A 22947-nucleotide genomic window follows, 5' to 3' on the forward strand; every position below is an offset into this window, starting at 1 on the left:
CAATCTTTATAAGTGAACTCTCTATTGGGAGAGCTTAACTATAAGGATTGACCGCTAGTTGTGTTCAATTTCGATTGTTTGCAGTTGGTAACCTGCTTGACGGTAGATTTTATACCTTTCTCGCGCGAGCTGTTTAGCTTTTTCTTCGCAAGGGACGAAGTCTACCACCTCAGCAAACTTGTTCGCAAAGGTTGTCTCATTTTTCGCCAAATTTATTACCAGTTGGCGGTTCCAGCTTGGCTTGACACCTTCGTGACCTATCTCAATATTGGTGGCGTATTTGGGGCCTTCGCCGACCAAATTATGCGCAACAAACTGAGCGGGCTCAACTTGCCAAAAGTATTCTGCAATTTGCTCTGCGTGCTGTTTACTTTCTCCATTGAGATACACCTTCGCCCCTTGCTTGGCAAAATGGTGGGCAAGGAACACCACATAGTGAGCAAGACCTTCCGGCGTTGCTTGTGGAGTGTGTTCTCGGACAATGTAAAACGTAGCTCTTTGCATGTCTTGTTCGTCTCTTTGGCGATGAAAAAAGGGCCTTGCGGCCCTTTTTACATTGACTTGAATTATTCTTCAGTCTCTTGGCCACTGCGATTTAGCAGGAATTGGACCAGCATAGAGACAGGACGACCCGTCGACCCTTTGGCTGCGCCAGACTTCCATGCTGTGCCTGCGATGTCTAGGTGTGCCCAGTTGTATTTCTTAGCAAATTTAGACAAGAAGCATGCTGCAGTGATGGTGCCACCAGGACGGCCACCAATGTTTGCCATGTCGGCAAATGGGCTCTTTAGCTGTTCATGGTATTCATCCGCCATTGGTAGGCGCCAAGCACGATCGCTAGATTGTTCAGAAGCATTGACGAGCTCGTGAGCAAGAGGATTGTGGTTAGACAGAACACCAGTAATGTGGTGACCCAATGCAATAACACAAGCGCCAGTGAGCGTCGCAACGTCAACCACGCAGTCAGGCTCAAAACGCTCAACGTAAGTCAGTGCATCACACAGTACCAAACGACCTTCTGCATCGGTATTGAGTACTTCTACGGTTTGACCTGACATAGTCGTTAGGATATCACCTGGACGGTAAGCGTTGCTGCCTGGCATGTTTTCACAACCAGCAAGCACGCCAATCACGTTGACTGGTAGGTTCAGTTTTGCCAGCGCTTTCATCGTGCCGAATACGGAGGCTGCGCCACACATGTCGTATTTCATTTCATCCATGCCTTCGCCTGGTTTCAGTGAAATACCGCCTGAATCGAATGTTAGGCCTTTACCGACAAGAACAATCGGTTTGGCTTCTGAATCTGGATGGCCTTTGTATTCGATGATAGACATCATCGATTCATTTTTCGAACCGCGACCGACCGCGAGGTAAGAAGACATACCCAGTTTTTCCATCTCTTGCTCACCAATGATTTTGGTGGTGATGGTTTCGTAGTCATCCGCTAGACGACGCGCTTGAGAGGCGAGGTAAGCTGGGTTTGCGATGTTTGGTGGCATGTTGCCAAGGTCTTTACAGGCTTTCACGCCTGAAGCAATCGCCAAACCGTGAGTGATGGCTTTCTCACCCAGGTTCAGTTCACGACGAGTTGGTACGTTGAAGACGAGCTTACGTAGTGGGCGACGTGTTTCTGGCTTCACGCTCTTGAATTGATCAAAGGTATACAGGCCATCTTTCGTTGCTTCAACCGCTTGGCGCACTTTCCAGTACGTGTCACGGCCTTTAACGTGCAGTTCAGTTAGGAAGCACACCGCTTCCATAGAGCCTGTTTCGTTAAGTGTATTGATGGTTTTCTGAATGATCTCTTTATATTGGCGTTCACCAAGCTCACGCTCTTTACCGCAACCAACTAAAAGAACACGTTCAGAAAGCACACCTGGAACTTGATGCAGCAGTAGCATCTGACCTGGTTTACCTTCTAGATCACCACGGCGAAGTAGTGAACTGATGTAACCGTCACTGATTTTATCGAGTTGTTCGGCTACTGGAGAAAGGCGACGTGGTTCAAACACACCAACAACGATACATGCGCTACGTTGTTTCTCTGGACTGCCACTTTTTACACTGAACTCCATGCGTACTCCTACATCCTGAAGACAAATAGTTCTAAATGTTAGATAATGACCGCTTACTTGTTGAATTCTATTCTCGGTCTACTCTGTAAGTTACAGATTAACATTTAGTCAGTTTTTTTGAAAAATAAAAGGTTCAACGGGAAATTATAGTGATTCGACCAAAAAAACAAGTTTTGTATAGGTAATTTCAGCGTGATTATTGTTAGATATTTGATCCGCGAAACACTCAAGAGCCAATTTGCGATCTTTTTCGTACTTTTTTTGGTGTTTCTCAGCCAGCAGTTCATTAGTGTGTTAGCAGATGCGTCGGATGGCGATATTCCGGCCAGTTTGATCATGTCGATTGTCGCGTTGAACATGCCATCGATGGGACTGTTAATGCTACCACTCAGTCTGTATATCGGTATTTTGATTACCTTTGGTCGACTTTACGCGGAAAGTGAAATCGTGGTGATGAACGCCACGGGTATTGGCAATAAGTTCCTGATTCAAGCTGCATTGTACTTGGCAGTGATCACCTCCGGCGTGGCTGCGTTCAACTCATTGTGGTTGTCTCCTTGGTCGATGGACCGTGTTGAGCAACTGACCGAACAGGTGGCGGCTGAAAATAGTGTCGATTTATTAAAGAAAGGCCAATTTCAGTTCACTCCTGATCGCTCTTCGGTGGTTTTCATTGATGATATTAAAGATAAACAGCTGTCTAATGTGTTTGTCGCACAGCTTATGCCCAGAGATTCCATTCTACCGAGCGTGATGTTCGCTAATGGCGGTGAGGTGAAAGAGCTGTCTGATGGTCGTCAGATCATCTCTATGAAGCAAGGGACACGCTACGAAGGCGTGCCAACTCGCGTAGAGTACATGATCACGGAATTTGAACAGTACGATGGTTTAATTGGTCAACGTTCTGTCAAACAGCGAGGGCGAGATTGGGATGCGATTCCAACGCTAGAGCTGATTGGTCATCCTGACCCAGAAGCGCAAGCTGAACTGCAATGGCGAGTTTCCCTATTCGTTTGTATCCCTCTACTGACCATGCTGGTTATCCCACTTTCAGCGGTGAACCCGCGTCAAGGGCGATTTGCCAAAATGGGGCCGGCTATCCTTATTTATCTTGCGTATTTCTTGTCGATCAGTGCAACGAAATCTGCGTTGGAAGAGGGGGATATTTCTGCCTCGATTGGTATGTGGCCTATTAATGGTTTGCTACTGCTGGTGGCGATTATGGCGAATTTCATGGACAGCGTTGCCGTTAGACGAATCAAAGACAATTTTAGAAAGAAGAGGCTAGCGTAAATCGTGTTTAAAATTTTAGACCTTTACATCGGTAGAACGATCGTAGCAACCACCTCTTTGGTATTGGTCACCTTTGTTGGCCTTTCTGGCATCATTAAGTATGTTGAGCAATTGCGTAAAGTGGGCAAAGGGACATATGACCTCTTGCATGCGCTGTACTTTGTTGTTTTGAGCATTCCTCGCGATATCGAAATGTTTTTCCCAATGGCCGCCTTGCTTGGTGCTCTGATTGGGCTTGGCATGCTGGCGTCAAGTTCAGAATTGGTGGTGATGCAGGCTGCTGGTTTTTCTAAGCTGGATATCGGCGTCTCCGTGTTAAAAACCGCAGTACCGTTAATGCTGGTGGTGATGGCTCTGGGTCAATGGGGCGCACCAGACGCACAGAAAATGGCCCGCGATTTGCGTTCATTTGCCTTATCTGGCGGTAGTATTGTTTCCGTGCGCAGTGGTGTCTGGGCCAAAGATGCTAATGATTTTATCTTTATCGGTAAGGTAGATGAGGACAAGCTCTACGGGCTTAACATGTGGAAGTTTGACCAGAATAAGAAGCTGCAATCGGTCATTTTTGCCGAAGAGGTTGATTACCAACAAGACAATCGCTGGTTGATGCGTTACGTGCAAATAACCGATATGCAAGATGAGAAAGTCATTTCCAAACATTCATTAGAGCAGATGGAATGGGAAACCTCATTGGCTCCCGATAAGTTAGCTGTTGTGACGGTAAAACCGGAAGAGCTTTCTCTTAGTGGCCTTTATGACTATGTGACCTATCTCAAAGCCTCCGAGCAAGATGCTTCTCGCTACGAGTTAGCGTTTTGGCGTAAGTTGACTCAGCCCATTTCGATTGCAGTGATGATGTTGATGGCATTGTCATTTGTGTTTGGTCCGCTTCGAAGTGTCACTATGGGGGCGAGAGTGATCTCAGGTGTGATTGCGGGTTTTGCTTTTTACATTTCCAGCGAGTTCTTTGGGCCTTTGACGTTGGTGTATGGTATTCCACCAGTGTTTGGGGCAGTGGCTCCGAGCATTGTGTTCTTTATCGTTGCAGTGATGTTGTTGAACCGAAAACTGCAATAAATAATGGGATTGACTTGCGAAAGAAAAGAAGATGGAAGGCAATATGCCTTCCATTTTTTATTGTGTTTTTAACTCGAGCGCCTAGATTGATCGGTTTTGGATTATCTTACTTTAGGAAGCAAAACGACTTCCGTTTTGGCCCAAATGTCGTGAAAGCCCCTTTTCTTCGGGTCGATTGGTACAGTGAAATTTGCCAAACCAAACGCAGAAGTGGCAATGCGTATTAGAGCTTGAGTTGAGGTAATCATCGAACCGTCGTGATTACGTACTTGAATCTTCCATGCTCGCATTCCAAGCGTTTGGCCTGCTCGAGTCCAAAAATAGACTAAGAAGTAGATCCATACAGCGGCAAGATAGAAAGTAAAGAGCGGGCTGATGATTGGGTGTCGGCTGAGTAAATCAGCGGCATCCACATATTCGCCATAACTGATCAAGCCCATCCCATTCAGTGCAAACAGGATGGCCATCACGACCCCGGCCGCCATCATTTCTAAAGCAATAATAATCAAAGCGTCATAAAAAAGTGCCGCAAGGCGACGAAAAAGCCCAGCAGGCGGTAATGTTGTTGTAGTCATCATCGTTCACTTACCATTCAAATTGTGCGTCAGGATATAGATTCAACCCTATGAAGAAAAGAGAGCTAGAGCACACTGTGTTCATTTGTGGCGAAAACTTAGGCAAACGGTAATTATTTCAATCTTTTGCTCTTGCACAACCGAAAAGCTTACGTATAATGCCAAGCATCGAAAGGCAATAGCCTAAAGATGCCGGTGTGGTGAAATTGGTATACACGACGGATTCAAAATCCGTTTCCTTCGGGAGTGGCGGTTCAAGTCCGCCCACCGGTACCATACATAGAAAGGTCGCTTTTATAGCGGCCTTTCGTCGTTTTGGGTTTTTGAAAAACTCTCTTTGCTCTCTTTGCTCTCTTTGCTCTCTTTGCTCTCTTTGCTCTCTTTGCTCTCTTTGCTCTCTTTGCTCTCTTTGCTCTCTTTCTGCATTTGTATTGCTTTCTCTCCTATGCCGCCGCTTTTCTAGCACTAAGTGTTCAATCAAGCAGACTTTGTCACAAGTACCTCAATTTAAAATACTTCAATCACTTCGTTGAGCTCTTAAGCGAGTTGCGTTTCTCCGACATAAACAAAAAAAGCGCGGAGAAGACTCCGCGCAAACTATCTACATTGTGATAGCAGGAACAGCTTATAGAGCTGTGAATAAGGTGTTCTGTGTGTCAGGTGTCCACGTTACTTGTGAGACATGCGGAACATTGACGAGATAGCGTACTCCTTTGTAACTCACCACATCGCCTTGAGCGTACTCCACATTCAACATCCAGTTTGTTGCTGGATCTGCATTGGTCCATAGGCTAGAGGTTGCTGAGGGGGCCCAATCAGCTTGCGCTGTGTGGCTGGTGACGGCTTTGTAAACCGTCCCTTGATGAAGGACATAGGCGCCTGTTGAGTAGGTTGTATTAACCTGCCACTCTGGTGTGTAGTTGTCCATCGTATCAAAGACGTATCCTGCCTCTTTGGCAATACGGATGAATTCTGCCAGTTTCGGTAGGTTTTGTGTTGCCCCCATACCGCGTTTGCCATCTTCGAATAAGAATTCATGAGTTAAGACAATCACTTTGTCCGCATGTAATGGCGTACCGCAAGGGAATTGTTGGGCTTTAGAGTTAATCGGATTGATGGTGGTAGGAGCACAGCTGTTTAAAGCTGCGTCAACATAGCTCAAAAATGGAACCGCTTCCGTTAAGCTGTTTGCAGGCATCGCAATTCCCCAGTTTTCTGGTGCCCAATCCACATCCCAGCCGTGTGTTTGATAGCCTTTATTGGCCAACATATTCTGTACTTCAATGGATGCTTTGACACTGTTTGAAGGGTTGTCGGGATCACAAACATAACCGGGCTCCCATGGTTTTAGATTGTCCGATGTTGCACAGAGACCATCTGCTTTAAAGCTTTTCGTCACACGCCAGCCGTTAGTGTAGGGAAGACGAGCAAGCTCATCACCCTTGTAGTTCGGGTAGCTGCTAATAGAAGGGAAGTAGCGCTCCAGAACCGCAAGGTTTTGTTCAAAGGTTGCGGCATCATAAACAGGATCTTGATAGGAGTTGATTTGATGATTGCCTGTTGCATTACATTCAGCTCCGCTGTTTGGGCCAAATTCTTCCACGCAGTTATGGATCATGTGGTCGTAACTGTGGTTCCCCACGACATGACCAGAGTCGAGAGCCAACTTGAGCGCCTCAAGTGCTCGGTCTTCATTTTCATCCCCAATTCCATCTAAGTGCCAAGCATTAAAATAGAATGTGGCTTTAATTCCGCCTTCATTGAGCACTCGAATGACATCAAGGCTCGCGTTAATTGGGCCGTCATCAAAGGTCAAATAAATCGTGCCCTTTGGGCTTGTTTGTGCCAAAGCACTTCCTGAAATAACGATACTCGCAGCAGTAAGTAAAGCCAGTTTTTTTAATTTCATTTTTATATCCTTTTTGAAATTAATTAATAATGACGTTGCTAGTTTTATATTGATAGAAATGTTTTTATATTCGCTAATTAAATAACGATTAATCAAAAGCGTTGCTCTCTTCTTGGTTATTATCCTATCCATGATTGCCAATCTAAAAATAGGGTTAATTGTTCGAAATGAGATTTCGTTCACGAACAATGCAACCGGTTGCGCTTTTTTGCATGGATTTATTTTGCTACAGTTTTTAGGTCAGATTTTGAACAAGGGAAAATAAGCAATGAAAAAGATTTTGTTATGCTGTAGTGCGGGCATGTCAACGAGTATGCTGGTCAAGAAAATGGAGCAAGCTGCCGCGAGCAAAGGGATTGAATGCAAGATTGATGCATTATCGGTCAATGCCTTTGAGGAAGCGATTAAAGAATACGATGTTTGTCTGTTAGGGCCGCAAGTGCGATTCCAACTCGAGTCTTTGCAGAAGACAGCGCAGGAGCATGGTAAGAATATTGCGGCGATCTCTCCGCAAGCGTACGGAATGATGAAGGGTGATGAAGTTCTTCAGCAAGCGCTAGATTTAATTAACTAATTCGCGAACGTAAAAATTTAAGGAGTTAATCAGGCTATATATTAAATATGGCTAATGGTTGCTTTGTCTAAAAATAAGGAAGGATTCTATGAAGCTTTATGATGCGATAATTGGAGTGGTTGAAAAATATATTGCTCCAATAGCGGCTAAAGTTGGTAATCAGCCTCACGTGAGAGCGATGCGTGATGGTTTTATCGTGGCCATGCCATTTATTATAGTCGGTAGTTTTATTTTAATTTTTGCTTTTCCACCTTTTTCAGAAGATACCACTAATACTTTTGGTCGAGTGTGGTTAGATTTTGCTACTAAGCACTTCGATACCATTATGATGCCCTTCAATATGTCGATGGGGATCATGACGATATTTGTCTCGTTGGGGGTCGCTTACAGTTTAGCGAAAGCTTACAAAATGGATGGCATCACGAGTGCTGTGTTATCACTGATGTGCTTTTTGTTGGTGGCAGCACCAGCTAAAGATGGTGCTTTATCGATGGCACACATGGGCGGAACGGGAATCTTCACTGCAGTGATGTGTGCCTTCTTCGCGGTGGAGCTCTATCGCTTTATGAAAAAGCACAACATTACTATTCGAATGCCAGAACAAGTTCCTCCTGCGATTGCACGATCCTTCGAGGTTCTACTGCCAGTCTTAGCAATTTTTATTACGCTCTACCCACTGAGTTTATTCGTGCAAGCCCAATACGATATGTTGATTCCAGATGCGGTTATGGCAATGTTTAAACCTCTGATCAGCGCATCTAATACACTTCCTGCTATTATTGGTGCCTTGTTGGTATGTCAGCTATTGTGGTTTGCTGGTATTCACGGTGCGGCCATTGTTGTTGGCCTGCTGTCTCCTATCTTCCTAACGAATATCAGTGCAAACATTGATGCGTTCGTCGCCGGACAGCCCGTTCCAAACGTCTTTACTCAACCATTCTGGGATTTCTACATCTTTATTGGTGGCTCTGGTGCGACATTAGCGCTAGTGATGTTGATGTCTTTCAGCCGTTCAGCGCATTTAAAGAGCATTGGTCGCATGAGTGCGGTACCAGGACTTTTCCAGATTAACGAACCCGTTATCTTCGGTAGCCCTGTGGTGATGAACCCAATTCTCTTCCTACCATTTGTTTTTGCTCCAGTGATTAACGCCACTATCGCTTACTTTGCTGTTCAGTTTGGTTTTGTTGGCATGGGCGTAGCGACAACGCCTTGGACAACCCCGGCCATCATCGGTGCATCATGGGGAAGTGGCTGGACATTTACGCCGATTCTCCTCGTTGTTGGGCTACTAATTCTTGATCTCTTCATCTATCTGCCATTTTTCAAAATGTTTGAGAAACAGATTCTGGAGCAAGAGCAACCCACGACAGAATCTCAAGAGCAGCCACAAGGCAGTGGCCAAGGTGTTACCGCTTAATTTATCGAGATTTGAGGCTGCATAGTCGCAGCCTCTCTTTGGAGGAGAGAAAAATGGAACAAGAACTGGTGGTGATGGAAATCATTTGTAATGCCGGTGAAGCAAGAAGTTTGTGCTTTGAAGCATTGAAATTATCACGAAAGAAAGAGTTTGCATTGGCAGACGAAAAACTGGCTCAAGCAAAGGAGTGTTTGAACAAGTCACACCTAGTGCAAACGCAACTGATTGAAGAAGATCAGGGTGAAGGCAAAGTGCCTATGACATTGGTCATGGTGCATGCACAGGATCACCTTATGACGACAATCTTGGCTCATGAGCTTGCAGTAGAAATGGTCGAACTTCATAAGCAGTTGGCTGGATGAGGAAGTCTTATGTCTAGAAAAGGACTAAAACTTGCGATTATCGGGGGAGGCAGTAGCTATACCCCAGAGTTAGTCGAAGGTGTATTAAAAAGAGCAGCATTTCTGCCAGTAGAGCAAATCCATTTTGTCGATATTGAGGCGGGTGCAGAAAAACTGGAGATCATTCGTCAGTTATCGCAAAGAATGGTGGATAAGGTTGGCGTTAAAATTGAGATCAAAGCAGGCTTTGATCGTAGAGAAGCGATCTTGGGTGCCGATTTTGTCATGACACAATTTCGTGTAGGCGGATTAGCCGCTCGAGCTAGCGATGAGCGCATTCCATTGAAGTATGATGTGATTGGTCAAGAAACCACAGGGCCAGGTGGTTTTGCTAAAGCACTGCGCACCATCCCGGTAATCCTCGATATTTGTCGAGATATCGAAGAGTTAGCACCTGAGGCTTGGATGCTGAACTTTACCAATCCAGCAGGGCTGGTTTCTGAAGCGGTAAGTAAGTACTCCAAGGTGAAAAGCATTGGCTTATGCAATGTGCCAGTTTCGATGCAAATGATGATTGCAGAGATGATGGATTGCGAGCCCAAGGAATTGCAGCTTGAGTTTGCTGGCCTTAATCACTTGGTATGGGTACATAACGCTTGGCTAGACGGAAAAAATATCACGGAGACCGTGTTGGAAAAAGTTGGTGATGGTGCCAATTTCAGCATGAAGAACATTTGGGAAGAACCTTGGGATCCCACCTTCTTAAAAGCCTTAGGGGCCATTCCTTGCCCTTATCATCGCTACTTTTATCAAACAGACGCAATGTTGGCTGAAGAGAAGCAAAGCGCGTTAGAAAAAGGCACGCGAGCTGAGCAGGTGATGGAAACTGAAAAAGCGTTGTTCCAGCTTTATCAAGATCCCAGTTTAGACCATAAACCTGAAGAGTTAGAGCAACGTGGTGGGGCGTACTATTCAGATGCGTCACTAAACTTGGTGGATGCGATTTACAACAACCGAAACAGTATCCATGTGGTTAACGTCTTAAATAATGGTGCGATAAATACGTTGCCGGATAACGCCGTGATTGAATGCAGTTCAGTGGTAGGAAGTTGGGGAGCTAAGCCGATTGCTATAGGCACTTTGTCACCAAAAGTCAGTGGACTGTTACATCAAGTGAAAGCATATGAACAATTAGCGATCGAAGCTGCTGTTCATGGCGATTACCATCAGGCCTTGATGGCATTAGCGAATAATCCATTGGTTCCTGATATTGGTAGAGCTAAGCTGATTTTGGACGATATTCTCCAAGAAAATGCAGAGTACTTACCGCAGTTTAAGTTAACCTCTCTTTAATAATAAGGTGGATGCTGAGATGAAAGTTATTTTTAACGCTGACGATTTTGGCCTCACGCGAGGGGTAAATGATGGCATTGTACAAGCTCATTTAGATGGCGTAGTGCGCTCAACTACGATGATGGTTGGCATGCCAGCAGAAGCGCATGCGGTTGAGTTGGCTAACCATTTGCCGGAGTTAAAAGTAGGCCTTCATCTCAGATTCACTGCGGGGAGACCGCTAACGGAAGGGCAAAACCTAATCGGCAGAGACGGCGATTTCACTCCTTATGGGCAATTTTGGCATCGACGAGACTACGATCCTATTGCGATACACAACGAAGCAGTGGCACAAGTTGAGTACTTTTTGGCGCTGGGATTGAACTTGAGCCATATCGATAGTCACCACCATGCTCATACTCATCCACAATTTGAACCCGTCATTTACGACATTGCGAGAACCTATCAAGTACCGCTGCGAAGCACGGGATTGGCTGGTGAAGAAGAGTTTGGTTGCCGCTATCACTTCACCGATCATTTCTATGACAAGCGAGTAGGGCACGAGTCGCTGATAAAACACTTGTTGAAGTTAAAAGAGCACTATGACGTTGTAGAAGTGATGTGCCACCCCGCCATCGTGGACACTGAGCTAGAAGCTTGCAGTGGTTATGCGAAACAAAGAGAACTTGAACTGGCCATTTTAACCAGTGATGAACTCAAGCTAAGTTTGAGAAAGCATGATATCGAAGTCACGGATTATTCCGAGTTGATTTTTGCACCACTGCACAGCTGTGTATGATTAAGACTGCCAGCATCGCCCCCTAGTCACCTTTCAAGTTGCTGGCAGTCACTTTTTATTGGAGAAGCTCTGAGCGCTTCGAATTGGGTTGAAGGAATGGCAAGAATTAAAGATGTAGCAGAGCTTGCTGGTGTAAACCGCTCTACCGTATCGCGCATTATTAATGGCGAAGGCAAATTTAAAGAAGAAACCAAGAAGAAAGTTGAATGGGCGATGGCGCAACTCAACTACCGACCAAGTGCTATAGCGCGTTCACTGGCCACATCTTCTTCCAATATGGTGGGGCTATTAGTTACCTACTATACAGGTGGTTTCTTCGGAGAAATGATGGACCGTGTTCAAACTGAGTTAGATCAACACAATAAATTCCTCATCACCGCTCAAGGGCACCATTCCGCGCAAGGTGAACGAGATGCAATACAACGCTTTCATGACCTACGTTGTGATGGCTACGTCTTGCACAGCCGTTACTTATCTGATGATGATTTGAGAGAGTTAGCTCAGCAAACAACACCGTTCGTCTTATTAGATAGATACGTCGAAGGATTGGAAGAACGTTGTATTACCTTCGATCATCGAGCGGCTAGTTTGATCGCCGTGAATCATCTAATTCACCAAGGACATCGTCAAATCGGTTGCATTACTGGCCCAAGCCAACGGTATAACAGTCAACTGAGAAAACAAGGCTATCTAGATGCAATGAAGCAGATAGAGAATCAAGGAGGGAGAGCATTATGCATTGAAGGCGATTATGGTCGAAAAAGTGGCTACCGCGCGATGCAAGTTTTGCTTGAACGTGAACCTAGATTGACGGCGGTATTTTCTTGCAGTGAAGAAATGACGATTGGTGCACTGCAATATTTGCATGAGAAGAAAATTGCAGTTCCAGAGCAAATATCTATAGTCAGTTTTGATAGTGTCGATCTGTGTGAGAGCCTTTATCCGACCGTGACAGCGGTGCATTTCCCTATTAGTGAAATGGCGGAAGTGGCGGTTCAAACCTTGATACATCTCATTAAAGATCAACCACTCACCCCTATAGACGGTTTTCAGCCGATACTAAAAAGGCGGAATGCAGACCGTACAATTTAATCGAATCAGACACCTGCAGTAAGTTGAATTGTTGACTATCTTTGTAAGAGACATAACAAGGAGAGAGATATGTTTCAACTTACTCCCTACCTTTACTTTGCCGGACGCTGTGCAGAAGCCCTCGAATTTTATCATCATTGCTTTGGTGGACGTGTAACAAACATCCGTTTGTTCAAAGATGCCCCTCAATATATTGAATCGGTAGAACCTGATTGGATTATGCATGCCGAATTTGAAGCGAATGGTATCCATCTGATGCTCTCCGACGGTGTCGTTGCCAAGGAGTTAGCGGGAAACAATATGGCGTTGTCTCTGCGCGTTGATGATCTCGACATACAATTAAAGTTGTTTGACCAATTGGCTGATGGTGGGCGAGTGATGATGCCTTTAACTGATACCTTTATTGGCAGTCGTTTAGGAAAGGTTGAAGACAAATTTGGTGTTCGTTGGATGATTCACTGTAAATTTACAAATTGATAGTGATTGGAAATGTGAATTGTTATTGATGAATTAATTGACAAAATCCACTAAAATTTCGCCTTTGTTTTAGAAATTTTGGTCTTAACGAGAAGTGGCAACTATCAAAATTACAGTAGATCGTATTCAACCTGGATTACATATACGTCTGCCGTTGAAGTGGAACGAGCACCCTTTTCTATTTAATAGCTTCAAGATCAAGGATCAAGAACAAGTGGAGATGATTCGCCACTTGGGTGTGAAGTGGGTCTTCCTCAATGTTAATCAGAGCGATACGCAGCCATTGCCTGCTAATCAGCAAAACCTTTCTGAAAGTGAACAGCAATCTGAAAAACTTGATGGCGAAACCAAAAAGCTTTGGGATGAAAAGCAAAAGCGTATCGAGAAGTTAAGTTCTTACCGACGTCGTGTCATTCAATGTGAAAAAGAGTTTGAACGTTCGTTGGCGAGAATGCGCTCTGTAATGACCAAAATTCGCAATCGTCCGACCGATGCGGTTGATGAAGCGAAACAACTCATCGATGACATCGTTGAAAAATTGATGAGTGATGACAATGTAACCCTCCATCTCATGAATGGGAAAAGTGAATTTGAAGATATTTATTTTCACTCATTAAACGTGTCCGTCATCGCTATGATGATAGGCCGTGCAAAAGGGTTTAGTGCCGCACAGCTAAAAGAACTTTCATTTGCCGCTTTGTTTCACGATATCGGTAAAATAAAAATTCCCTCTGCGATTGTCCGTAAGCAAACGCCACTCACAGATCCTGAGTTTAATTATCTCAAACTGCATACCAAGTACGGATTGGATTTAGCCAATACAGTAGAAGGTTTTCCTGATAGTGCGAAAAAGGTTATTGCGCAGCATCATGAGCTCAATGATGGTTCCGGTTATCCTGATGGTTTAAAGGAACATGAAATTGACGAGCTGACACAAGTGATTGCGGTGGCGAATGCTTTCGACAATTTATGCCATCACAACATTCCTACAGAACAGAAAATTCCCTACACCGCACTTTCTCATCTATATAAGAACTGCAAGCACCTTTATAGTGCCGAGAACCTGAATATCCTCATTAAGTTCATGGGAGTGTTTCCACCAGGTACGGTCGTACAACTTTCTAATAACATGGTCGGGTTGGTCATTTCCGTCAATGCGGCACATCTACTGTATCCCAATGTTTTGATGTACGACCCAGCAGTACCAAGAACTCAGGCGCCCATCATCGACTTAGCGGATAAAGATATAAAGATCGTCAGTGCCATTCATCCTAATAAATTACCTGACAAAGTGAGAGAGTACTTAAATCCTCGCTCACGAATTTCATATTTCTTTGATAGTGACGATTAGTTATCCACAGGATTTTGTGAATATCTTCTTTATATATTGAAGATAAAACCACAACAAATAAACGTTTGAGTGAATAATCATCACTCGAACGTTTTTTTTAGAAAAAACGGCAAATAGCACTTGCCAAAGAAACTGCCTTCCCTATAATGCGCATCCACCGACACGGCAGACGGCGTAAGGCCTCAGCAACGTCGGGTGAGGTAAAAGCTTCTGAGAAAATAAATTTGAAAAAGTGTTTGACTCTTCAAATTAACTCGCTAGAATGCACCTCCGCTTTGAGAGAAAAACTTCTCGAAAAGCAAAGCTCTTTAACAATATAAACCTATCAATCTGTGTGGGCACTCGTTGATGATAATCCAAAAAATTTATCAATGAACTGAGTGACCAAAACGATACTAAGTATCGGCACAGTCAATTTATTCAGTATTCATTGAGCCGAAGCGCAAGCTTCAAAAAAACTTTTAATTGAAGAGTTTGATCATGGCTCAGATTGAACGCTGGCGGCAGGCCTAACACATGCAAGTCGAGCGGCAGCACAGAGAAACTTGTTTCTCGGGTGGCGAGCGGCGGACGGGTGAGTAATGCCTGGGAAATTGCCCTGATGTGGGGGATAACCATTGGAAACGATGGCTAATACCGCATGATGCCTACGGGCCAAAGAGGGGGACCTTCGGGCCTCTCGCGTCAGGATATGCCCAGGTGGGATTAGCTAGTTGGTGAGGTAAGGGCTCACCAAGGCGACGATCCCTAGCTGGTCTGAGAGGATGATCAGCCACACTGGAACTGAGACACGGTCCAGACTCCTACGGGAGGCAGCAGTGGGGAATATTGCACAATGGGCGCAAGCCTGATGCAGCCATGCCGCGTGTGTGAAGAAGGCCTTCGGGTTGTAAAGCACTTTCAGTTGTGAGGAAGGTGGTGTCGTTAATAGCGGCATCATTTGACGTTAGCAACAGAAGAAGCACCGGCTAACTCCGTGCCAGCAGCCGCGGTAATACGGAGGGTGCGAGCGTTAATCGGAATTACTGGGCGTAAAGCGCATGCAGGTGGTTTGTTAAGTCAGATGTGAAAGCCCGGGGCTCAACCTCGGAACTGCATTTGAAACTGGCAGACTAGAGTACTGTAGAGGGGGGTAGAATTTCAGGTGTAGCGGTGAAATGCGTAGAGATCTGAAGGAATACCGGTGGCGAAGGCGGCCCCCTGGACAGATACTGACACTCAGATGCGAAAGCGTGGGGAGCAAACAGGATTAGATACCCTGGTAGTCCACGCTGTAAACGATGTCTACTTGGAGGTTGTGGCCTTGAGCCGTGGCTTTCGGAGCTAACGCGTTAAGTAGACCGCCTGGGGAGTACGGTCGCAAGATTAAAACTCAAATGAATTGACGGGGGCCCGCACAAGCGGTGGAGCATGTGGTTTAATTCGATGCAACGCGAAGAACCTTACCTACTCTTGACATCCAGAGAATCTAGCGGAGACGCTGGAGTGCCTTCGGGAACTCTGAGACAGGTGCTGCATGGCTGTCGTCAGCTCGTGTTGTGAAATGTTGGGTTAAGTCCCGCAACGAGCGCAACCCTTATCCTTGTTTGCCAGCGAGTAATGTCGGGAACTCCAGGGAGACTGCCGGTGATAAACCGGAGGAAGGTGGGGACGACGTCAAGTCATCATGGCCCTTACGAGTAGGGCTACACACGTGCTACAATGGCGCATACAGAGGGCAGCCAACTTGCGAAAGTGAGCGAATCCCAAAAAGTGCGTCGTAGTCCGGATTGGAGTCTGCAACTCGACTCCATGAAGTCGGAATCGCTAGTAATCGTGGATCAGAATGCCACGGTGAATACGTTCCCGGGCCTTGTACACACCGCCCGTCACACCATGGGAGTGGGCTGCAAAAGAAGTGGGTAGTTTAACCTTCGGGAGGACGCTCACCACTTTGTGGTTCATGACTGGGGTGAAGTCGTAACAAGGTAGCGCTAGGGGAACCTGGCGCTGGATCACCTCCTTATACGATGATTATTGCGATGAGTGTTCACACAGATTGATACGGTTTAGATTAGAGCATCTAGTGGGTCTGTAGCTCAGGTGGTTAGAGCGTACGCCTGATAAGCGTAAGGTCGGTGGTTCGAGTCCACTCAGACCCACCACTCAACGATGGGGTTATAGCTCAGCTGGGAGAGCGCCTGCCTTGCACGCAGGAGGTCTGCGGTTCGATCCCGCATAGCTCCACCATCTTTAAGGGTTTTTCCTTAAGAATCTTTAAAAATGGTTTTCATTAGAAAATCTGCTCTTTAACAATTTGGAAAGCTGACAAAACAACAATTTATTGTTGTTTGTAAAGTTCTCAATGTTTGTCTTTAAGACAAACACCAACAAACACATTCAAGTGTTCTTGGGAATGTCACTTTTAAGTGACTATTCGAAATTGAGTCCGGCAAAATCAACGCTATCTCGCTCATTCAAATAATGAGATAGCAACTTTGGTTGTTTAACAAAGACCCTTTGGGGTTGTATGGTTAAGTGACTAAGCGTACACGGTGGATGCCTTGGCAGTCAGAGGCGATGAAGGACGTAGTAACTTGCGATAAGCGTAGATGAGGCAGTAACAGCCACTTGAGTCTACGATTTCCGAATGGGGAAACCCACTGGCATAAGCCAGTATCATTGAGTGAATACATAGCTCAATGAAGCGAACCGGGAGAACTGAAACATCTAAGTACCCCGAGGAAAAGAAATCAACCGAGATTCCGAAAGTAGCGGCGAGCGAAATTGGATTAGCCCTTAAGCTTTACATGTGTTAGACGAACGGTCTGGAAAGTCCGACGATACAGGGTGATAGTCCCGTAGTTGACGATGCATGTTCAGTGAAATCGAGTAGGGCGGGACACGTGTTATCCTGTCTGAATATGGGGGGACCATCCTCCAAGGCTAAATACTCCTGACTGACCGATAGTGAACCAGTACCGTGAGGGAAAGGCGAAAAGAACCCCTGTGAGGGGAGTGAAATAGAACCTGAAACCGTGTACGTACAAGCAGTAGGAGCACCTTCGTGGTGTGACTGCGTACCTTTTGTATAATGGGTCAGCGACTTATATTCAGTGGCAAGGTTAACCATCTAGGGGAGCCGTAGGGAAACCGAGTCTTAACTGGGCGCCATAGTCTCTGGATATAGACCCGAAACCGAGTGATCTAGCCATGGGCAGGTTGAAGGTTGAGTAACATCAACTGGAGGACCGAACCGACTAATGTTGAAAAATTAGCGGATGACTTGTGGCTAGGGGTGAAAGGCCAATCAAACTCGGAGATAGCTGGTTCTCCCCGAAAGCTATTTAGGTAGCGCCTCGGACGAATACTACTGGGGGTAGAGCACTGTTAAGGCTAGGGGGTCATCCCGACTTACCAACCCTTTGCAAACTCCGAATACCAGTAAGTACTATCCGGGAGACACACGGCGGGTGCTAACGTCCGTCGTGGAGAGGGAAACAACCCAGACCGCCAGCTAAGGTCCCAAATTACAGCTAAGTGGGAAACGATGTGGGAAGGCTTAGACAGCTAGGATGTTGGCTTAGAAGCAGCCATCATTTAAAGAAAGCGTAATAGCTCACTAGTCGAGTCGGCCTGCGCGGAAGATGTAACGGGGCTAAGTTGTAAACCGAAGCTGCGGCAATGTTCTATGAACATTGGGTAGGGGAGCGTTCTGTAAGCCGTTGAAGGTGTGTTGTAAAGCATGCTGGAGGTATCAGAAGTGCGAATGCTGACATGAGTAACGACAAGGGGGGTGAAAAACCTCCCCGCCGGAAGACCAAGGGTTCCTGTCCAACGTTAATCGGGGCAGGGTAAGTCGACCCCTAAGGCGAGGCTGAAAAGCGTAGTCGATGGGAAACGGGTTAATATTCCCGTACTTCTTACAATTGCGATGGGGGGACGGAGAAGGCTAGGTGGGCCTGGCGACGGTTGTCCAGGTTCAAGTGCGTAGGCTGAGTGTTTAGGTAAATCCGGACACTCTTAAGGCTGAGACACGACGTCGAGCTACTACGGTAGTGAAGTCATTGATGCCATGCTTCCAGGAAAAGCCTCTAAGCTTCAGATTGTAAGGAATCGTACCCCAAACCGACACAGGTGGTCGGGTAGAGAATACCAAGGCGCTTGAGAGAACTCGGGTGAAGGAACTAGGCAAAATGGTACCGTAACTTCGGGAGAAGGTACGCTCTTGATGGTGAAGTCCCTTGCGGATGGAGCTGACGAGAGTCGCAGATACCAGGTGGCTGCAACTGTTTATTAAAAACACAGCACTGTGCAAAATCGTAAGATGACGTATACGGTGTGACGCCTGCCCGGTGCCGGAAGGTTAATTGATGGGGTTAGCGTAAGCGAAGCTCTTGATCGAAGCCCCGGTAAACGGCGGCCGTAACTATAACGGTCCTAAGGTAGCGAAATTCCTTGTCGGGTAAGTTCCGACCTGCACGAATGGCGTAATGATGGCCACGCTGTCTCCACCCGAGACTCAGTGAAATTGAAATCGCTGTGAAGATGCAGTGTACCCGCGGCTAGACGGAAAGACCCCGTGAACCTTTACTACAGCTTGGCACTGAACATTGAACCTACATGTGTAGGATAGGTGGGAGGCTTTGAAGACGTGACGCCAGTTGCGTTGGAGCCGTCCTTGAAATACCACCCTTGTATGTTTGATGTTCTAACGTTGGCCCCTAATCGGGGTTGCGGACAGTGCCTGGTGGGTAGTTTGACTGGGGCGGTCTCCTCCCAAAGAGTAACGGAGGAGCACGAAGGTGGGCTAATCACGGTTGGACATCGTGAGGTTAGTGCAATGGCATAAGCCCGCTTAACTGCGAGAATGACGGTTCGAGCAGGTGCGAAAGCAGGTCATAGTGATCCGGTGGTTCTGAATGGAAGGGCCATCGCTCAACGGATAAAAGGTACTCCGGGGATAACAGGCTGATACCGCCCAAGAGTTCATATCGACGGCGGTGTTTGGCACCTCGATGTCGGCTCATCACATCCTGGGGCTGAAGTCGGTCCCAAGGGTATGGCTGTTCGCCATTTAAAGTGGTACGCGAGCTGGGTTTAGAACGTCGTGAGACAGTTCGGTCCCTATCTGCCGTGGGCGTTGGAAGATTGAAGGGGGCTGCTCCTAGTACGAGAGGACCGGAGTGGACGAACCTCTGGTGTTCGGGTTGTGTCGCCAGACGCATTGCCCGGTAGCTAAGTTCGGAATCGATAACCGCTGAAAGCATCTAAGCGGGAAGCGAGCCCTGAGATGAGTCTTCCCTGATACTTTAAGTATCCTAAAGGGTTGTTCGAGACTAGAACGTTGATAGGCAGGGTGTGTAAGCGCTGTGAGGCGTTGAGCTAACCTGTACTAATTGCCCGTGAGGCTTAACCATACAACACCCAAAGGGTTTTGATGGACTCAAAGCAAGAACGAATTGAATGTGTAGAGAACGCAAACAGCTTTCCGAATTTTAAGAATTTGCTTGGCGACCATAGCGTTTTGGACCCACCTGAACCCATTCCGAACTCAGAAGTGAAACGAAATAGCGTCGATGGTAGTGTGGGGTTTCCCCATGTGAGAGTAGAACATCGCCAGGCTTTTAATTTTTAAAACCCGCTTTCAGAGCGGGTTTTTCAAGTTTTAAATGCTGATATGGCTCAGTCGGTAGAGCGCATCCTTGGTAAGGATGAGGTCCCCAGTTCGATTCTGGGTATCAGCACCATGATTTTGCTTAGCGACCATAGCGCTTTGGACCCACCTGATTCCATTCCGAACTCAGAAGTGAAACAAAGTAGCGCCGATGGTAGTGTGGGGTTTCCCCATGTGAGAGTAGGACATCGCTAGGCTCTTATTTGTTTTGACTTTTAAAAAGTAAAATAAAACTTAGACTCAATAGTCTAACCAGTGCGGAGCGGTAGTTCAGTTGGTTAGAATACCGGCCTGTCACGCCGGGGGTCGCGGGTTCGAGTCCCGTCCGCTCCGCCACTTATACCAAGCCTCAGTTGAAAAACTGGGGCTTTTTTACATCTAAATATTCGGCTTCACTCTAAGGTTGAGTGAGTTCCGCTTTAACGCAATTCTGGTCGTCCCCGTCACTCTCAGTTGTGTTTTGATGTTTGCGATTCGTGGTCTCTCTTACTGAAGGAGATTGTCTCGCCGATAGCCCGTCTGATTTGCATAGCACGCTTTCACTATAGCTTCATTACCTATTTAGTACGTTACTCTGAGAGTCACTTAGGCATTTATAGGCCGCAACTTTCTTTAGACTCCTCATTTTCTGTCTTTTTAAGTTTAAGAGTTGGGATAACTGCAATTAAACTGCAATGCCGACTTCTAGCTTATCTAGCCAATCTAAAAAGCGTGGCACGTCATCACCACGGAAAATACCGCCGTGTTGCGGGCACATCATCTCTATATCCAGTTGGCTTACCTTGTCAATCCATGCTGATTTGGCTTTTTCCGATGGCATCCAACGTTGATGAAAATAGGCCATTTTTTCGATATGGCTACCAAAGTCTTCAACGAAAAGTGGTGCATCGATACGATCAAGTGCGGCGCCAATATCTCCGGACATTAATATCTTTGCTTCAGGGTCATAGACGGAAAAGTTTCCTGAAGAATGCATATAGTGGGCAGGAATAAATTGAATATCTAACCCTGCTAATGACACTGTTCCACCTTGATCTTTGATCGGAGCAAAGGTGATAGATTCCATACCAAAATGACGAATAAAGCCTTCCCAAAGCCAAGGTGAATGGAGTGTTGCTGAGGGGATGGTTTTGTCCCAAAGTCCAAGGGAGGAGATGATGTCGGGATCTTGATGCGATGCAAATAGATGGGTAATTTGCTCGAGTGATATTTCTTTCACAACACTGCTGAGCATGGCAGAGAAAAGCTCGATGCCACCAGGGTCGAGGAGCATCGCCTGGCCGTTGTGTACCAGCATATACTGATTAGTATCGATGATTTTGTCAGGTTTATGAGGATCTCTACCAAACATCAACCAACGATGGGAACCTTCTTCATAGAGAATTTCTGAGCGCATAATTTCTAATGTCCTTATTACAAAAAGAGCGAAAAGAGTTTAAGAGAGAGTGAAACATGATGGCGAATAGCATCAGAGAATTCCGTTACACTCTCAGCAATAGCGTTGAGTTGAACTCGGTAACGCTCATCAACTTTAGATGCTTCAACGCTGAGCATGGTCGATATGATCTGAGCGATGCGCAGTTGGTCATATAGCTCTTGAAGGGCTTCCTTTAGGGATTTAGCTTTGAGAGTAAACAAGGTATTGAGTTGCTGATAATCTTTGTTAGCACGCTGTTTGGCTTGGTTTAAACTGGATAGAAATTTTGCTTCTGTGGATCTTTGTTCCACGTGATTTAGCTGCTTTACCACACACTGAGCACGAGTTCGCTCTGTGGCAATTTGACTGAGTTGTTGAGCTTGTAGATTGATGGTATTTGAAGAGTGGAATGTCAGGAGGACGAGTTCATCAATGGAATCGGTGACGGGTCTAAATCCCGCTGCACTTTCTCCCGCTCTTAGCGCGAGTGCTCTGGCATTACTGGCGACCAGTTGGAGTTGTTTCGCTATTTTTACCCCTCGATTTAACTCTGCTGATACTTCAGCAGCAATAACGAATAAGGGTTTTCGCTCAATGGTGTCTCTCATTAAAACTCGCCCAATACACAGTTTGTTCTTATATAGGTATAGAGCTGAGTTGCATATTTGCCAATGCCTGTGGTTCTGAAATTGGCAACGAGAAAAAGGAATTGAATGGAGATGAATTAATGACGGATGTGAAAAAGCCGCATCAATGATGCGGCTTTCTCTAAGGTGGCTCCTCCTGCTGGGCTCGAACCAGCGACCTGCGGATTAACAGTCCGTCGCTCTACCGACTGAGCTAAGGAGGAACTATTCTGTCTCTCTTGCGATGCAAGAGTGATTTGTAAATGGTGCCGACTACCGGAATCGAACTGGTGACCTACTGATTACAAGTCAGTTGCTCTACCTACTGAGCTAAGTCGGCGCCTAAACAACAAGCTTTAGCTTATCGTTTGAAAGTGGCTCCTCCTGCTGGGCTCGAACCAGCGACCTGCGGATTAACAGTCCGTCGCTCTACCGACTGAGCTAAGGAGGAACTATTCGGTTATTGTGTGTTAGCACAACTTAAAATAAGTGGTGCCTCGAGGCGGAATCGAACCACCGACACGAGGATTTTCAATCCTCTGCTCTACCGACTGAGCTATCGAGGCAAAAGAATGGTGCCGACTACCGGAATCGAACTGGTGACCTACTGATTACAAGTCAGTTGCTCTACCTACTGAGCTAAGTCGGCGCACTATATTCTTTTTAAATTGTCGTTCGTACGTTAAGCACCAACGACTTTTAATTCGTGGTGCCCGGAGGCGGAATCGAACCACCGACACGAGGATTTTCAATCCTCTGCTCTACCGACTGAGCTATCCGGGCGACGAGGTGTATTAAACGGTTTTTCGCTTTCTAGGTCAATATAAAAATGCAAAAAAAATATCGTTTGCTGCTTTTGTGCCCGCAATGGGGTGTTTTTATTCGTTTTAAACGATGGAAGTACAGTATATAAACATCTAAGCGACATTTATT

17 protein-coding genes, 11 tRNA genes and 4 rRNA genes are annotated in these 22947 nt (G+C 46.0%); 19 read left to right on the forward strand and 13 right to left on the reverse strand.

Annotation, left to right across the window (positions count from 1 at the left end):
• Nucleotides 1–54: 54 nt before the first annotated feature.
• Together AOT11_RS09100 and pepA are read right to left on the reverse strand one after the other, a co-directional pair.
• The gene (locus tag AOT11_RS09100) at nucleotides 55–504 is read right to left on the reverse strand and encodes a DNA polymerase III subunit chi (protein WP_017420028.1); all 450 of its coding nucleotides are present in this window, start codon (nucleotides 502–504) and stop codon (nucleotides 55–57) included.
• A gap of 62 nt (nucleotides 505–566) precedes the next feature.
• Nucleotides 567–2075 (reverse strand): leucyl aminopeptidase, encoded by a 1509-nt coding sequence (gene pepA / locus AOT11_RS09105; RefSeq protein WP_011079433.1) that lies wholly within the window; start codon nucleotides 2073–2075, stop codon nucleotides 567–569.
• A gap of 192 nt (nucleotides 2076–2267) precedes the next feature.
• Here pepA and lptF point away from each other — a divergent pair, with 192 nt between their 5' ends.
• On the forward strand, nucleotides 2268–3368 hold the full coding sequence (gene lptF / locus AOT11_RS09110; protein WP_017420027.1) for an LPS export ABC transporter permease LptF: 1101 nt from the start codon (nucleotides 2268–2270) through the stop codon (nucleotides 3366–3368).
• A gap of 3 nt (nucleotides 3369–3371) precedes the next feature.
• Nucleotides 3372–4445 (forward strand): LPS export ABC transporter permease LptG, encoded by a 1074-nt coding sequence (lptG, locus tag AOT11_RS09115; RefSeq protein WP_017420026.1) that lies wholly within the window; start codon nucleotides 3372–3374, stop codon nucleotides 4443–4445.
• A gap of 101 nt (nucleotides 4446–4546) precedes the next feature.
• Here lptG and AOT11_RS09120 read toward each other — a convergent pair whose 3' ends face one another.
• Nucleotides 4547–5023, reverse strand: a complete 477-nt coding sequence (locus tag AOT11_RS09120; RefSeq protein WP_017420025.1) for an RDD family protein — start codon at nucleotides 5021–5023, stop codon at nucleotides 4547–4549.
• A gap of 188 nt (nucleotides 5024–5211) precedes the next feature.
• Between AOT11_RS09120 and AOT11_RS09125 the strand changes: the two genes are divergently transcribed.
• Nucleotides 5212–5296 (forward strand) — tRNA-Leu (locus AOT11_RS09125).
• Between the two features lie 18 nt (nucleotides 5297–5314).
• Here AOT11_RS09125 and AOT11_RS23985 read toward each other — a convergent pair.
• Together AOT11_RS23985 and cod are read right to left on the reverse strand one after the other, a co-directional pair.
• Nucleotides 5315–5446, reverse strand: a complete 132-nt coding sequence (locus tag AOT11_RS23985; protein ID WP_017420024.1) for a hypothetical protein — start codon at nucleotides 5444–5446, stop codon at nucleotides 5315–5317.
• A 199-nt stretch (nucleotides 5447–5645) separates the two neighbouring features.
• The gene (gene cod, locus AOT11_RS09130; protein WP_026050233.1) at nucleotides 5646–6929 is read right to left on the reverse strand and encodes a chitin oligosaccharide deacetylase; all 1284 of its coding nucleotides are present in this window, start codon (nucleotides 6927–6929) and stop codon (nucleotides 5646–5648) included.
• 268 nt (nucleotides 6930–7197) lie between these two features.
• On the opposite strand from cod, the gene AOT11_RS09135 reads away from it, so the two are divergent.
• The 16 genes from AOT11_RS09135 (at nucleotide 7198) to AOT11_RS09210 (ending at nucleotide 20307) form a co-directional block, all read left to right on the forward strand.
• A complete protein-coding gene (locus AOT11_RS09135; RefSeq protein WP_017420022.1) occupies nucleotides 7198–7503 on the forward strand; it encodes a PTS sugar transporter subunit IIB in 306 nt (101 codons plus the stop codon).
• Between the two features lie 88 nt (nucleotides 7504–7591).
• Nucleotides 7592–8923 carry a PTS sugar transporter subunit IIC gene (locus AOT11_RS09140; RefSeq protein WP_026050234.1) on the forward strand — a complete coding sequence of 444 codons (1332 nt, stop codon included), beginning with the start codon at nucleotides 7592–7594 and terminating at the stop codon, nucleotides 8921–8923.
• Nucleotides 8924–8976: 53 nt separating this feature from the next.
• The gene (locus AOT11_RS09145) at nucleotides 8977–9285 is read left to right on the forward strand and encodes a PTS lactose/cellobiose transporter subunit IIA (RefSeq protein WP_026050235.1); all 309 of its coding nucleotides are present in this window, start codon (nucleotides 8977–8979) and stop codon (nucleotides 9283–9285) included.
• Between the two features lie 9 nt (nucleotides 9286–9294).
• Complete coding sequence (locus AOT11_RS09150) at nucleotides 9295–10617, forward strand: 6-phospho-beta-glucosidase (protein ID WP_017420019.1); 1323 nt, start codon at nucleotides 9295–9297, stop codon at nucleotides 10615–10617.
• A gap of 19 nt (nucleotides 10618–10636) precedes the next feature.
• Nucleotides 10637–11395, forward strand: coding sequence for a chitin disaccharide deacetylase (gene chbG, locus AOT11_RS09155; RefSeq protein ID WP_026050236.1), 759 nt, complete (start codon nucleotides 10637–10639; stop codon nucleotides 11393–11395).
• A 96-nt stretch (nucleotides 11396–11491) separates the two neighbouring features.
• Complete coding sequence (locus AOT11_RS09160) at nucleotides 11492–12487, forward strand: LacI family DNA-binding transcriptional regulator (RefSeq protein ID WP_017420017.1); 996 nt, start codon at nucleotides 11492–11494, stop codon at nucleotides 12485–12487.
• A gap of 69 nt (nucleotides 12488–12556) precedes the next feature.
• Nucleotides 12557–12964: a VOC family protein gene (locus AOT11_RS09165; protein ID WP_017420016.1), complete on the forward strand. Its 408-nt coding sequence runs from the start codon at nucleotides 12557–12559 to the stop codon at nucleotides 12962–12964.
• Between the two features lie 94 nt (nucleotides 12965–13058).
• Entirely contained in the window at nucleotides 13059–14315 is a 1257-nt protein-coding gene (locus AOT11_RS09170; protein WP_017420015.1) for an HD-GYP domain-containing protein, read from the forward strand.
• A 462-nt stretch (nucleotides 14316–14777) separates the two neighbouring features.
• Nucleotides 14778–16320 (forward strand): 16S ribosomal RNA (locus tag AOT11_RS09175).
• 62 nt (nucleotides 16321–16382) lie between these two features.
• Nucleotides 16383–16459, forward strand: a tRNA-Ile gene (locus AOT11_RS09180).
• A 9-nt stretch (nucleotides 16460–16468) separates the two neighbouring features.
• Nucleotides 16469–16544, forward strand: a tRNA-Ala gene (locus AOT11_RS09185).
• A gap of 282 nt (nucleotides 16545–16826) precedes the next feature.
• Nucleotides 16827–19714 (forward strand): 23S ribosomal RNA (locus tag AOT11_RS09190).
• 89 nt (nucleotides 19715–19803) lie between these two features.
• Nucleotides 19804–19919 (forward strand): 5S ribosomal RNA (gene rrf / locus AOT11_RS09195).
• A 49-nt stretch (nucleotides 19920–19968) separates the two neighbouring features.
• Nucleotides 19969–20044 (forward strand) — tRNA-Thr (locus AOT11_RS09200).
• Between the two features lie 8 nt (nucleotides 20045–20052).
• A 5S ribosomal RNA gene (gene rrf / locus AOT11_RS09205) occupies nucleotides 20053–20168 on the forward strand.
• Together the 16S, 23S and 5S rRNA genes with 4 tRNA genes alongside form the textbook arrangement of a ribosomal RNA operon.
• Before the next feature lie 62 nt (nucleotides 20169–20230).
• Nucleotides 20231–20307, forward strand: a tRNA-Asp gene (locus AOT11_RS09210).
• A gap of 328 nt (nucleotides 20308–20635) precedes the next feature.
• Here AOT11_RS09210 and AOT11_RS09215 read toward each other — a convergent pair.
• From AOT11_RS09215 to AOT11_RS09250, 8 genes are all read right to left on the reverse strand, one after another.
• Nucleotides 20636–21367, reverse strand: a complete 732-nt coding sequence (locus AOT11_RS09215) for an oxygen-binding di-iron domain-containing protein (protein WP_017428750.1) — start codon at nucleotides 21365–21367, stop codon at nucleotides 20636–20638.
• A gap of 17 nt (nucleotides 21368–21384) precedes the next feature.
• The gene (locus AOT11_RS09220; protein WP_038941488.1) at nucleotides 21385–21996 is read right to left on the reverse strand and encodes a hypothetical protein; all 612 of its coding nucleotides are present in this window, start codon (nucleotides 21994–21996) and stop codon (nucleotides 21385–21387) included.
• Between the two features lie 166 nt (nucleotides 21997–22162).
• Nucleotides 22163–22238, reverse strand: a tRNA-Asn gene (locus AOT11_RS09225).
• Between the two features lie 40 nt (nucleotides 22239–22278).
• A tRNA-Thr gene (locus AOT11_RS09230) sits at nucleotides 22279–22354 on the reverse strand.
• Between the two features lie 35 nt (nucleotides 22355–22389).
• A tRNA-Asn gene (locus tag AOT11_RS09235) sits at nucleotides 22390–22465 on the reverse strand.
• A 39-nt stretch (nucleotides 22466–22504) separates the two neighbouring features.
• A tRNA-Phe gene (locus tag AOT11_RS09240) sits at nucleotides 22505–22580 on the reverse strand.
• Nucleotides 22581–22587: 7 nt separating this feature from the next.
• A tRNA-Thr gene (locus AOT11_RS09245) sits at nucleotides 22588–22663 on the reverse strand.
• A 58-nt stretch (nucleotides 22664–22721) separates the two neighbouring features.
• Nucleotides 22722–22797, reverse strand: a tRNA-Phe gene (locus tag AOT11_RS09250).
• Nucleotides 22798–22947: the final 150 nt, after the last annotated feature.

The organism is Vibrio vulnificus NBRC 15645 = ATCC 27562, assembly GCF_002224265.1.
Classification (GTDB): Bacteria; Pseudomonadota; Gammaproteobacteria; order Enterobacterales; family Vibrionaceae; genus Vibrio; species Vibrio vulnificus.

Coding starts and splice junctions, on each gene's coding strand:
- AOT11_RS09150 (WP_017420019.1), top strand. CDS start 9,295: ATGTCTAGAAAAGGACTAAAACTTGCGATTATCGGGGGAGGCAGTAGC.
- AOT11_RS09140 (WP_026050234.1), top strand. CDS start 7,592: ATGAAGCTTTATGATGCGATAATTGGAGTGGTTGAAAAATATATTGCT.
- AOT11_RS09160 (WP_017420017.1), top strand. CDS start 11,492: ATGGCAAGAATTAAAGATGTAGCAGAGCTTGCTGGTGTAAACCGCTCT.
- AOT11_RS09120 (WP_017420025.1), bottom strand. CDS start 5,023: ATGATGACTACAACAACATTACCGCCTGCTGGGCTTTTTCGTCGCCTT.
- pepA (WP_011079433.1), bottom strand. CDS start 2,075: ATGGAGTTCAGTGTAAAAAGTGGCAGTCCAGAGAAACAACGTAGCGCA.
- AOT11_RS09145 (WP_026050235.1), top strand. CDS start 8,977: ATGGAACAAGAACTGGTGGTGATGGAAATCATTTGTAATGCCGGTGAA.
- AOT11_RS09220 (WP_038941488.1), bottom strand. CDS start 21,996: ATGAGAGACACCATTGAGCGAAAACCCTTATTCGTTATTGCTGCTGAA.
- AOT11_RS09135 (WP_017420022.1), top strand. CDS start 7,198: ATGAAAAAGATTTTGTTATGCTGTAGTGCGGGCATGTCAACGAGTATG.
- chbG (WP_026050236.1), top strand. CDS start 10,637: ATGAAAGTTATTTTTAACGCTGACGATTTTGGCCTCACGCGAGGGGTA.
- cod (WP_026050233.1), bottom strand. CDS start 6,929: ATGAAATTAAAAAAACTGGCTTTACTTACTGCTGCGAGTATCGTTATT.
- AOT11_RS09100 (WP_017420028.1), bottom strand. CDS start 504: ATGCAAAGAGCTACGTTTTACATTGTCCGAGAACACACTCCACAAGCA.
- AOT11_RS23985 (WP_017420024.1), bottom strand. CDS start 5,446: ATGCAGAAAGAGAGCAAAGAGAGCAAAGAGAGCAAAGAGAGCAAAGAG.
- AOT11_RS09165 (WP_017420016.1), top strand. CDS start 12,557: ATGTTTCAACTTACTCCCTACCTTTACTTTGCCGGACGCTGTGCAGAA.
- AOT11_RS09215 (WP_017428750.1), bottom strand. CDS start 21,367: ATGCGCTCAGAAATTCTCTATGAAGAAGGTTCCCATCGTTGGTTGATG.